The 12,491-nt window shown below is 34.1% G+C and carries 11 protein-coding genes; 4 read left to right on the top strand and 7 right to left on the bottom strand.

All coding sequences use genetic code 11. The features are described from left to right. Nucleotides 1–56: 56 nt before the first annotated feature. The 3 genes from PKK00_07015 to PKK00_07025 form a co-directional block, all read right to left on the bottom strand. Nucleotides 57–1,670 carry a S41 family peptidase gene (locus PKK00_07015; protein ID HNW98145.1) on the bottom strand — a complete coding sequence of 538 codons (1,614 nt, stop codon included), beginning with the start codon at nucleotides 1,668–1,670 and terminating at the stop codon, nucleotides 57–59. 97 nt (nucleotides 1,671–1,767) lie between these two features. Further along, nucleotides 1,768–2,622 (bottom strand): zinc ribbon domain-containing protein, encoded by an 855-nt coding sequence (locus tag PKK00_07020; protein ID HNW98146.1) that lies wholly within the window; start codon nucleotides 2,620–2,622, stop codon nucleotides 1,768–1,770. Between the two features lie 3 nt (nucleotides 2,623–2,625). Further along, nucleotides 2,626–3,408 carry an SAM-dependent chlorinase/fluorinase gene (locus PKK00_07025; GenBank protein ID HNW98147.1) on the bottom strand — a complete coding sequence of 261 codons (783 nt, stop codon included), beginning with the start codon at nucleotides 3,406–3,408 and terminating at the stop codon, nucleotides 2,626–2,628. 141 nt (nucleotides 3,409–3,549) lie between these two features. Between PKK00_07025 and PKK00_07030 the strand changes: the two genes are divergently transcribed. Continuing rightward, nucleotides 3,550–4,497 carry a PhoH family protein gene (locus tag PKK00_07030; GenBank protein HNW98148.1) on the top strand — a complete coding sequence of 316 codons (948 nt, stop codon included), beginning with the start codon at nucleotides 3,550–3,552 and terminating at the stop codon, nucleotides 4,495–4,497. A gap of 153 nt (nucleotides 4,498–4,650) precedes the next feature. Here the strand turns inward: PKK00_07030 and PKK00_07035 are convergent, their stop codons facing one another. Continuing rightward, a complete protein-coding gene (locus PKK00_07035) occupies nucleotides 4,651–5,094 on the bottom strand; it encodes a hypothetical protein (GenBank protein ID HNW98149.1) in 444 nt (147 codons plus the stop codon). 273 nt (nucleotides 5,095–5,367) lie between these two features. Between PKK00_07035 and PKK00_07040 the strand changes: the two genes are divergently transcribed. Continuing rightward, nucleotides 5,368–6,324: a phosphoribosylaminoimidazolesuccinocarboxamide synthase gene (locus PKK00_07040; protein ID HNW98150.1), complete on the top strand. Its 957-nt coding sequence runs from the start codon at nucleotides 5,368–5,370 to the stop codon at nucleotides 6,322–6,324. A 145-nt stretch (nucleotides 6,325–6,469) separates the two neighbouring features. Here PKK00_07040 and PKK00_07045 read toward each other — a convergent pair whose 3' ends face one another. The 3 genes from PKK00_07045 to PKK00_07055 are packed head-to-tail and all read right to left on the bottom strand — an operon-like array spanning nucleotide 6,470 to nucleotide 9,920. Then, nucleotides 6,470–8,113 carry a S8 family peptidase gene (locus tag PKK00_07045; GenBank protein ID HNW98151.1) on the bottom strand — a complete coding sequence of 548 codons (1,644 nt, stop codon included), beginning with the start codon at nucleotides 8,111–8,113 and terminating at the stop codon, nucleotides 6,470–6,472. 42 nt (nucleotides 8,114–8,155) lie between these two features. Then, nucleotides 8,156–9,037, bottom strand: a complete 882-nt coding sequence (locus PKK00_07050; GenBank protein HNW98152.1) for a transglutaminase-like domain-containing protein — start codon at nucleotides 9,035–9,037, stop codon at nucleotides 8,156–8,158. A 10-nt stretch (nucleotides 9,038–9,047) separates the two neighbouring features. Next, complete coding sequence (locus tag PKK00_07055; GenBank protein HNW98153.1) at nucleotides 9,048–9,920, bottom strand: nucleoside phosphorylase; 873 nt, start codon at nucleotides 9,918–9,920, stop codon at nucleotides 9,048–9,050. Between the two features lie 90 nt (nucleotides 9,921–10,010). On the opposite strand from PKK00_07055, the gene PKK00_07060 reads away from it, so the two are divergent. After that, a complete protein-coding gene (locus tag PKK00_07060; GenBank protein ID HNW98154.1) occupies nucleotides 10,011–10,886 on the top strand; it encodes a universal stress protein in 876 nt (291 codons plus the stop codon). 253 nt (nucleotides 10,887–11,139) lie between these two features. Then, nucleotides 11,140–12,438 (top strand): PAS domain S-box protein, encoded by a 1,299-nt coding sequence (locus PKK00_07065; GenBank protein HNW98155.1) that lies wholly within the window; start codon nucleotides 11,140–11,142, stop codon nucleotides 12,436–12,438. Nucleotides 12,439–12,491: the final 53 nt, after the last annotated feature.

Raw genomic sequence — 12,491 nt, forward strand, 5'->3', positions numbered from 1 at the left:
ATTCCTTCCCCCAATTTAAAATCAGATATAGTCTATTGGTTTCCATTTATCCTTTCTTATTCAATTTTATATTTTTTAAAAGTAGTTTTATCATTAATCGCTTTGATAGCATCCTGATAAACATCATCTATCTCGGTAGAAATAAGGAAATACGCGTTGATATCAAACAAGCCTCTTCCGATATTTGCCTTTAATTGATTTACAATATATTCTTTCGATAATTCAAAACCTTTTTCATCTTTCTTCAAGCTATCGGCTTCAGTGAATTTTATAAATTCATTAAGCAAGGCATCGCTGATCTTGAAATTTTTATTAAAAGCAGCAATATCTTTATACGTGCTTTTAAGGCTGTCGCGCTTTACATCAACATACTGTAAAGAGAACTGGTATATCAATCCTTTGCGAAGGATATTGGTATAATAATCAGAAATCTTTGAAGTATCGGCAGGAATAAAAACATCGGGCATAATACCACCTCCGCCATATACCAGACGTTTTTTAGGAGTATAAAATTTCAGTGAATCGGGAAATTTAATACTGTCGGAATGAAATATCTCACCATGTTTGTAACGATCAGTAAGGTCTTTAAAATATTTATCTGTTCCTTCATTATACGGTTTCTGAATACAACGTCCTGTAGGAGTAAAATATTTTGCAGTAGTAAGTCTTATCGATGAACCATCAGGCAGCGGGAAAGGCTTTTGCACCAATCCTTTTCCAAACGATCGTCTTCCTATTATTAAACCTCTGTCCCAGTCCTGTATTGCACCGGAAACAATTTCGCTGGCAGAAGCTGAAGATTCATTAATAAGAACGACCAGTTTTCCTTTTTCAAAATCGCCTTTATCTGTAGCATTATATGATACTTTAGAACTGTTGATTCCCTGGGTATATACCACTAACTTATCTTTTCCAAGAAATTCATCAGCAAGATCAACAGCTGTTTGAAGATAACCGCCACCGTTATCTCTTAAATCGAGTATCAGACTTTTCATTCCTGATGATTTCAATTGAGTAAGAGAAGTGTGAAATTCTTCCATAGTGGTTCCACCAAAACGGTTCAGTTTAATATAACCTATGGTTTCATCAGCCATAAAAGTTGCATCAATGCTGTTAACAGGAATTTTATCACGGGTGATTGTATATTCCAAAAGTTCTTTCTTTCCTCTTCGTAAAATACTTACGTTAACCTTAGTTCCTTTATTTCCGCGCAAATGCTTAAATACCCAGTTGTTGTTGATTGTCGGACCGGTTGCATTTTCACCGTCAATCTTAATTAACTTATCGCCCGATTGTATTCCTAATTTTTCTGAAGGGCCACCGGGAGTGGGTGTTACCACCATTATCGTATCTTTGATAATGCTGAACTGGATGCCTACACCTTCAAAATTTCCCTGTAGTGATTCATTGGCTTCTTTCATTTCTTCCCTGTTCATGTAAACAGAATGCGGATCCAGCTCCTTCAACATATTATTGATTGCCGTTTCAACAAGCTTATTGTTGTTAACGGTATCTACATAGAAAAGATCGATTATCTGTAAAGCCGATTCCAGTTTTTTGCTGTCGGTTTCAAAATTATTCTTCTTTGATTGTGCTTTTACATTATTTGCAAATACAATAAAAGCAATGAGAAAAATGAAAATAAGTTTGGAAAAAATTCTTGACTTCATATAGAACAAATGTTTCAAAATTTATAATATGATAAGCAAATATACTTCAATTTTAAAGGAGCAGAACCATATTTTAGTTAAAAAATTATAATACAAATCAGCGACTTATGTTTTTGAAATACCCGATGATTTTTAAAGCTGCAGGTAATTCATTATTTGGAACGGGAACATTAACAGTATATTCATCCCTGCTATAACGCGACATTGCGGAATATACAAAATGCAAAATCTTATTATCATCCGAAATCATTACTCTTTCAAATCGTGCCGACATGCCTACCCACGAATGATAAGAACCATTAAGGTAAATTCCATCCTTGGCAATAATTACCTGTCCTAAATGTTTTCTATTCTGATTATCCGGAAGCTTGTATGATAAAAACGCTGTAAGAGCAATGAGCAGCATTAGTCCAACCTGGACAAATAAAAAAATAATTATACCATCAGGATGGATTATAGACATGATGGTATTTACCACAAATGCAATAACCGTGATCACCCAAAACAGCGCCCACTTCTCGCTTTTACGTTGTTTTAGTTCTTCCGATGTATATTCTCTCCATTCTTCAGGCGAATAAACCCAATATACTAAAACATTTTGCCCGGACAAAATTCTGCTTAAACGCGATGCTCTTTTAAAATAAAAAGGAGTAACAATAACACTTGTAATAAACATTACCAATCCAATCATTATCATAGCACCGCCACCTTCAAACATATCCATATCAGAAATAAACGGGTATAAAAAACAGAACAGGAATATTATGGTCATTGCAAACCATGTCCATGCATAATATTTCTGACGATTATAAGGCTTTTGATATTCGAGAGGAGTTCGAGTTGTTAGAGTTTGAATTGGAGTTGAATTAGAATTAAAAATTGCACAACCACAGTTATGACAAAATTTTGCATTTGGCTTAAGTAACGAATTACACTGCGGACATTGATTCATATTTTACTTTTCTTCAAAATCAATACGAACAGAATCTTTAAGTTTCAAACCAAGAAGGCTGCTTGCATTACCCATGTTTATTGCTATTTCAAGGAAACCCGATGAGCCGAATAAAGCCAGTTTTTCTCCGGGCTCCACATCCTTGTATGCATGCGAAATTTCTGTAATATCATATCCTCCGCGAAAAGATACAGTAAAAGATTTTCCTTTGCCTGCTTCACGAAAAAGTTCTTCATTGATATTTGTAATCACATTTTCGTAAGAATCGATATAAACAACACTTCCCTTTATAGCATTCGCTTCAACAACAGGTTTGAGAGGCAAAAGTTCTCTAATCGATTTTTTTTCAAAACCCATGGTTTCGATGTTTTCACCTTTTGAAATAAAATATGCAGCTTTAACAAAAACATCACGGGTTGAAAAGGTAAAATAATCGGAATCCTGCGTAATATCAAGTTCAATAATTTTTTCGGGTTGATGATCGAAGATAAGCGAAAATATTCCGTTATCTGCACCAATAAAATAATGACCATCATATAACGCAAGCGTATGTGGCGAATCAGTAGATGCTTCGGTATTGATTCCAATAATATGAATGGTTCCTTCCGGAAAATTTTTAAAACAATTACGGATTACAAATGAAGCCGGACCAATATCAAAAGTAGGTATATCATGAGTAATATCAACAATAGTGGCATCAGGCATCAGTGAAAGCAAAGCGCCTTTCACAGCACCGGTATAATGGTCTTTGTTACCCCAGTCGGTAGTAAGAGTTATGATTGCCATTTCTTCACAAAATTATTTCATCTGAGTGAACAGATGAAATTTGTTTTATTTTTGCGTTAGCCAAAAGTACTAAATATCTTTTATGTTGATTCGGGCAAAAAAATTTTATATAAACAATCATTTGTTAAATATGTCAATGTGATGATGGAAAAAATAATTATTCTGGAATCGATAGCGCCAATAGAAATATTCGGCATCAATGACAACCATCTTGAGAAGATTCGCAGTTATTATCCTAAGGTAAAAATTGTGGCAAGAGGCGATACGGTTAAAGCTATCGGGGAAAATGAAGAAGTTAATGTTTTTGCAGAACGTTTTAACCTGTTATTAAAACATTATGAAAAATTCGGAAAGATAACCGAACAGGATATTGATTACATAATGAATGCGGAACAACAATACAGCGGCAAAGAAGAAACAGATAAAGAAATTCTTGTTCACGGAAAACACGGGATGCCTGTAAAAGCACGCACCATCAATCAACAGCGAATGGTTGAAAGCTCGGCAAACAATGATCTGATTTTTGCCATTGGTCCGGCAGGTACCGGAAAAACATACACAGCCGTAGCCCTGGCTGTTCGCGCTTTAAAAAATAAAGAAGTAAAACGTATTGTTCTTACACGCCCTGCCGTTGAAGCTGGCGAAAATCTTGGCTTCCTGCCCGGCGACCTGAAAGACAAACTCGACCCATACTTACAACCCTTATACGACGCGCTTCGCGACATGCTTCCTTCGCAAAAGCTTTATTCATACATGGAAGATGGAACCATTGAAGTTGCACCACTCGCCTTTATGCGCGGACGTACGCTCGAAAATGCATATGCAATTTTAGATGAAGGACAGAATACAACCGAAAGCCAGATGAAAATGTTCCTGACCAGGATGGGACGAAGTTCTAAATTCATAGTTACCGGCGACATTACACAAATTGATTTACCACGCAACCAGGCATCGGGCTTGCTCCATTCCATGAGAATTTTAAAAAATATTGAAGGCATTGAAATTATAATGCTTGATGAAAGAGATATTGTTCGTCACCGGCTGGTAAACCGCATTGTGGAAGCTTATGGGAAGGAAAGTAAAAAGTAAACAAGTTGACAAGTAGACAAGCTTACAAGTTGAAAAGCTGATACACCGCTGCGAAAGCATTAGTATGCTTATGTAAAATTGATGATTGAAAAATGAAAATGTAAAATTTGAATTTACTTTAAATTATCTTATCGACAGTTTAACCTGAAATATTTAAACATTTAATATTTCTTTCTTTACTCTTTCAATTTCATTAACAAAGCTATCTAGTAATTTATGTCCTATTTTTGTTGCTCTCAATCTAAATACCTTTTTACCATTTTCATATATTGAGAAAACTTTTTCTTTCGAAGGCAATCCTGCGTATTCATCTTTATAAGAGTATAATAATTTGCATAGATCAAATTCCATTTCTTTTTTTTTCAATAAAAAGCGTTCACGTTTAAAAATTATTTTTCGCTTTTCATTATCCACTATCAAATGGGTGTATTCAAAATAAGGAACTATAAATATAAAAACTAATAATGCAATGATAACAAATCCATATAATGATATATTAGATAATTTAATTTTATAATTTTCAATTAGTATTAATACAAACGTTGATATAAGATATGCTATAAAATATTTGTAAATATAAACCCTAAAAACCTTCATAATTACTTTTATCTTTATTATACCTTGGTGTTCATTATGTTTGTTCTGAATCTTGATTAAAGCTTTAACTCATATTACTGAGTAGCTAAAATAATCAGTATTTCTTAAAACATCCAAAATTTTTAAATCTAAATAAATTCCAGCTTATCAACTTATGCCTTGTCAACTTGTCTACTTAAATTCTTAATAATTTTTAATAACTATTTTTTTACCTGATTTTTTAATATCGGGTTTTAAATTAATTTTGCAGCACACTTCAAAAACATCACACATATGAACAATGCAATAGTTGAAACAAAATTTAATTTTCCGGGACAGAAAAGTTTTTATAAAGGAAAAGTCAGAGACGTTTATAATATTAATGATGAATTTTTAGTAATGGTTGTTAGCGACCGCATCTCCGCATTCGACGTGGTTTTGCCAAAAGGCATTCCCTACAAAGGACAGGTGCTTAACCAGATTGCTGCTAAATTCCTTGACGCTACCACCGACATTGTTCCCAACTGGAAAATTGCTACCCCCGACCCTATGGTTACTATTGGGCATCGTTGTGAGCCTTATGCTGTAGAGATGATTGTTCGTGGTTACCTCACCGGAAGCTCATGGCGTGAATATAAAAAAGGTGCACGCCAGATTTGCGGTGTTCCTATTCCAGATGGAATGAAAGAACATGAAAGATTTCCCAATCCGATACTAACTCCTACAACCAAAGCAGAACAAGGCAGACACGATGAAAATATTTCGCGCGAAGAAATCATTAATGAAGGTTTGGTTCCTGAAGCAGAATACAAATTACTGGAAAAATATTCGATCGAACTTTTTAAACGTGGTTCCGAAATAGCCAGCAAAATGGGGCTGATACTCGTTGATACAAAATATGAATTCGGAAAGAAAGATGGAAAAATAATTTTGATTGATGAAATTCACACTCCCGATTCATCACGCTATTTCTACAAAGAAGGTTATGAAGAACGCCAGGCAAAAGGTGAAGCACAGAAACAACTTTCAAAAGAGTTTGTTCGCGAATGGCTCATGGCTCATGGTTTCCAGGGACAGGCAGGAGAAAAACTTCCTGAGTTGACAGACGATTTTGTAAAAGAAATCTCGGAACGTTATATCGAATTATACGAAAATATTATCGGTGAAAAATTTGTAAAAGGCAATACCGATAATGTTGTGGAACGAGTGAAGAACAATATTGATAATTTCCTGAAGACTTATAAAAAATAGTTTGGGCTAAAGCCCGGAGATAGAAAGATTCTTCAGCCCCGACCTAAAGGTCGGGGCTAATTTTTTGTATTCTTTTTTCTTTTTAAAATAAAGAGTGGCGGGACTTAAGTCCCGCCACTCTTTTTAAATATCATTTTAATCTGATTTATTTTTTCTTACCCGTTCCATTCACAAATTTCTCAGCAGCAACAAGAGCTTTATATGCATTAGCCTCACCACCTGTTTTGCATAGTTCAGCAAAGGACACTTTCTTTACTTCAGCTTTTTTTGAATCCAAATTTGGTAAATTGACTTTTAATTTTTTATAACTCACTACCGATTGTAATAAAATATCTTTTAACTGAACCGCTGTCAACCGTGGGTAATACGACCAAACCAATGCAGCTATGCCCGAAACAACCGGGCATGAAAAACTGGTACCATTGGCATCATCATATTTATTATTGGGAGTTGTAGTAACAATGCTTACGCCGGGAGCAAACAAATCAACACTTTGTCCGTAATTTGAAAATACCGCAGCAAATTTATTATCTTTTAGTTTAGACGAAGCGCCAACATTCATAAGGTTCTTCACTATCGAGTTATCATTTAATATTTTTGAAGGATAATGTTCAATACTATCATTATTTAAGCCATCATTTCCTGCTGCATGAATCAATAAAACATTTTTTGTTTCGGCATATTTTATTGCATCATCAACAAATTGTTTCTGAGGAGAGAATGCTTTTCCAAAACTCATATTAATAATATTGGCCCCGTTATCAGCAGCATAACGAATTGCAAGAGCAACGTCTTTATCGCGCTCATCGCCATCAGGTACAACACGCAAAACCATTATCTCAACATTATCGGCTATGCCGTTTATTCCAATACCATTATTTCTTTTCGCGGCAATTATTCCGGCAACCATAGTGCCATGACCGGCATCAGGGCCTTCCACATCATTATTGCCATAATCTTTATTTAAAATATTTTTAGGATCATCACCTATAATTTTATTTCTTTCATTAAAATCAAAATTCAAATATTTGTCGAGATATAAATCGTTATGCTTCTGGTAACTTTCCAGTGCTGATTTTGAAATTTTTTTATCATAAACATTCAAAAGGAATTTTTGCGCATCATTAATTTCCTTGTCAGTTGATGAAATGCTTTTAACATCTTCGGCAATCAACGTATCTTTTTTCAGGAACTTTTTTATTACAGCCTGCGAATCATCAATTTTATTAATAAAGCTATTGATCGCATCTTTTGAACTGGTGTATTCCTTTAATTTTTTATCATACATAACCTTGCTTGCAAGATACATTTTGTAATCTTTTAATTTTCTTACAGGAACATCATTTTCCGATTTCACATCTTTGAACCCGGTCTGCATATCTCTTATGATCCTTGTATATTCAAGGTTTTCCTGGTTCAGGTTCTCCCCTTTCGCGTTACCCAGAAAATTCCAACCATGAACATCATCAATATAACCGTTGTTATCATCATCTTTTCCGTTACCGGGAATTTCGTTTTTATTTGTCCAGATAACATCTTTTAAATCTTCATGTTCAATATCAACACCACCATCAATTACCGCAACAATAATTTTCTTTGAAGGAGTTTTTCCTTTCAATAAAACGCTATAAGCTTTTTCTGTTGAAACACCTGCAATTTTATTTTTCTTTAAATCGAGGTTATACCAGTTAAAATTTTCTTTATAAACGGAATCGAGGTGCGATTCACTAGTTTGAGCGTGCAGAAATTGAATTGATATAATCACAATAAAAACAGGGATTATACTCATGCAAATTTTTTTCATTTCTTCTGAAATATTGGTTTTGAATTATTATAAATTGTTTATGATTTTAAAAAGAATCTGTATTTCGTCAACCTTTTCTTTGTCGCCAATCTTTTGATATGCCATAGAAAGATTATTCAATAAACGATTAACAATATCGGTATTGTTACATGGCTGATAAAAAGAATCCTGCGGTTGCTGGTTTATCTGTGATAAAAATTGTTCCACTTCTTTTTTTGAAAATACAGCTCCTTTGCTGAAAGGATTAATATAAAAAAGCACTTCTTTCTCATCAAGAAAACCAAGCCGGTCGATTTTATTTTCATTGGTATAAGCCAGGATAAAATGTTCCGGTAAATTCACTCCATACACGGGGATATTCATTTCGTTTGAAATGATAATATACAATAAGCCCAATGATAAAGGATTTCCTTTTTTTGTTTCCAGCAGCGTGTTCAGGTACATATTGCTCAGCGCATAGAAATCGCTGACATTTCCGGCAAACTTGTGTATATCGAAAAGAATATGATTTATCACCCTCACTTTTTCCAATGGAGTCAGGTTATCATTCATTTCGAGCCATACATCTTTCTTTATATTTTCCAGCTTATCATGAACATCTTTCTCGTTCAGCATAGGATATTGAAATTTACTGATAAGGATAAATGCTGTGAACATATTACCAAAAGGTGTCTGTGCCCATATTTTCAGCTGATTGCATATATTTTCAAACTGTATCTTATGAATAATATTAAGTACGCGTTCCTGTAAAATATTATCCAGTGAGTTTTCCCATTTCTCTTCAAGAAAAGGAATTGCTTCTTTTCCGTATGAAATAATTTTTTGTATGATCTCGGACAATATCCTATCATCCGGCTCGTCTGCCAGGCTAATCAATGCTTTTAGTTCACGTTCAGCATTCGGATCCATCATTTAATTTTTATGCTGTTATTCTGTCGAGAACAAGTTGTATCATTTTTTCAACGGGTTTTTTATAATCTTCGCTGAACTGCTTAATCACCCTGTTGGCAATAATGGTGCATATAGTAAGTGTGTTATGCCCCAGAACAGCGCCCAATCCGTATAATGCAGATGTTTCCATTTCAAAATTAGTAATGCGGTTGTTCTTGTATTGAAACGTTTGCATTTTATCATTCAATTCCACATCAAGAGGTTCAATTCGTAACTGCCTTCCCTGCGGACCATAAAAACCGGAAGCGGTTGCCGTAATTCCTTTAAACAAACCTTCGCCTAATTTTTTCATTAACATATCCGATGCTTTCACAACGTAAGGGTATGCCAGTTTAGACGACCATTCGGAATGACGTACAAATGCATCGGCCATTTCTGTTTCAAAAATATTTTTATTCGTTTTATAAAAATTCAGAAGCCCGTCGAATCCTAATCCGTATTCCGACATTACATAATTATCAACTGGAATATCGCCCTGCAATGCGCCCGAAGTACCAAGCCTTACAATATTAAGTGATGTAAGTTTTTCTTTTATACAACGATTTTTAAGGTCAATATTTACAAGAGCATCCAATTCATTAATAACAATATCAATATTGTCAGTCCCTATACCTGTAGATAATGCAGTTATACGTTTCCCATTATAAGTGCCTGTATGTGTTAAAAATTCACGACTCTGAATTTTACATTCAATATTAGTGAAGTATTTGGAAATAGTCTCTACGCGGCCCTGATCGCCAACAAGAAGTATCGTGTCGGATATATTTTCAGGTCTGAGTTTCAAGTGATATACGCTTCCATCCGGATTTAATATCAGCTCTGAATCTGCGATTTTTTTCATGATTTTTGAATTTAATAAACAATTTTTGTTATTTTGCAAGATGCAAAAGTAAGGAATTATCCTGACAGCATTAAGTAATTATTTATTTATATGAAAGGTCATTACAGTAATATATTAGTCCCTACCGATTTTTCCGAACAATCATTGCTGGCGCTGGAGCAGGCATACGCTTTAGCTACATTGCTTAACGTAGAAATCACCTTGCTACATGTTATTCCAGAAGGAGGAATATCACTGAATATCCCTATTCCTTTTTTATCAAAAGAACATTCTGTAGATGAAAACAAATCTTATGAAGAGATTTGTTATCAGCGGTTGCAGCAAATAGCCGGGAATGCCATGGAAAAATCATGGATAAAAGTGAATCCATTAATTTTAAAAGGGAAAATCCATGAGCAAATCATTCAAACTGCAAAGGACATCTATGCACGTTTCATTGTTCTGGCAACGAACAGCTCCGACCCCGAACATAAAAGTCATTCGATAGGACCTACAACATCACGTATCATTGGCGAAACCTCATGCCCTGTGCTTACTTTCAATGGCACTAACATACGTGAACAGTTCGATACAATCATTCTTCCGCTCGACCTGACCAAAGAAACTCAACAAAAAATTTCCAAGGCAATCGAAGTTGCTAAATTTTATAATTCAACAATAAGAGTGGTATCGGTAATCCTTACTGATGATAAGGAAATCATTGATCATCTTACGGAACAAATCAATGTAGTAAAAGACCATATTGAAAAGAGGGATATTTATACTACCACAAAAATTATTCATGGCAGTAAGGTTATTAGCAACATTAATGATTATATTCTTGATTATGCTTACGAAACAGAAGGAGATTTGATTGTAATTATGATCGGACAGGAAGAAGGATGGCGTACACGTTTCCTTGGTTCGGCGGTATCATATATGATCAGCAACTCAAAAATTCCTGTACTATCGGTTATTGCGAAGTAATTTTTATTGTTGAATTTTAACGTTAAAGAAATTAAATATTCGAAACCTTTTGTGCTATTGAACTATAAAATACTAACTGTCAGGCAGAGCTACGAAGCCATATTTCGACAAGCTCAATATGACATCGACAGGCTCAATATGACATTTGATTATCAATAAAATTAAAAAGCAAAAAGCAAAATGCTTTATTCTTAATAAGAACTTAAAAGGGTACAACTTATATTTTTTGTAATTCATCGGAAAAACAATTTTTATGTATACATACATCTGGCTTATTTTATCTATTATTCTCCAGGTCATTTTAATTATTCTCGCAATACGAATAATTCGCCTTGCAAAAAGCCGTCTATCATGGATTTTAATTTCCATAAGTTTTGCAATGATGGCTATACGCCAGATAGCACAACTTATGTTCTTTATCCAAAATCCAGGAAGATATCAATTTGAAATTTACAACTCAATTATTGATATTTCTATTTCAGTTATAATGATCATAAGCCTTGAATACCTGAAACGGGTTTTAATATCATTGAAAAAAACAGAAACAGAACGGTCGGAATCGGAAATCAGGTTTCGTACTTTATTTAATAATAGCAGCGATGAAATATTTCTTGCCGACCTGAAAGGAAATATTCTTGAAGTAAACAAAGAAGTTACAAAAAAACTTGGATATTCCCGCGAGGAGCTGATCAAAATGAATTTTACCGACCTTAAAACACCAAAATATTTTAATAAAGTTCAGGATAATCTTGATAAAATAATCAGACAGGGAACACTCATTTATGAATCGGAACATATCTCGAAAGATAAAAAAATAATATCGCTTGAAATGAGCAGCCGAACTATCAGGTATAAAGGGGAAAAAGTTGTTTTTACTATTGCCAGGGATATTTCGGAAAGAAAAGAATTTGAACGCAAGATATTAAGTGCAGTTATTGACGCTGAAGAGCGCGAAAGGAAAAGATTTGCAAAAGAGATACATGATGGCTTAGGTCCCTTGTTATATACCATAAAAATTTATCTGAATGAAATTTACAGCGAAGATATATCGATTGAAGAAAAAGCTAAACTCATCAATTTTACAAATGAAATGCTTGACGATGCGGTATCAAATATCCGTACCATTTCCGACAACCTGATGCCTACAGTAATTACTGAATATGGTCTTATAAAAGCAATTGAATCCCTGGTGAAAAAAATAAATATATCCGATAAAATAAAAATAAAATTCACCTGTAATAACAACATGTTAAAACTCGACAAAGCAATTGAAATGATATTATACAGGATCACCGAGGAATTAATCAATAATACATTAAAACATGCTTCCGCTTCAACTGCTGAGATCATTTTAGATGTTTCATCATCCAAACTAATATTAGATTATAATGATAATGGCTTAGGATGTATTGTGAATGAAGAACTCCTCGATTCTAAAAACGGAATGGGATTAAAAAATATCATCAGCCGCTCAAAAACCATTAATGCCAATTATAATTTCAGTAACACCATTCCGAACTTTCATTTTTCGCTTGAAATGGAAATGAAATAATTATTTTTGGAGTTTCCTCAAAAATTTCAAACAGGGAACAAAGAAAGCTGAAA

The organism is Bacteroidales bacterium, from assembly GCA_035353855.1.
Classification (GTDB): domain Bacteria; phylum Bacteroidota; class Bacteroidia; order Bacteroidales; family CG2-30-32-10; genus DAOQAK01.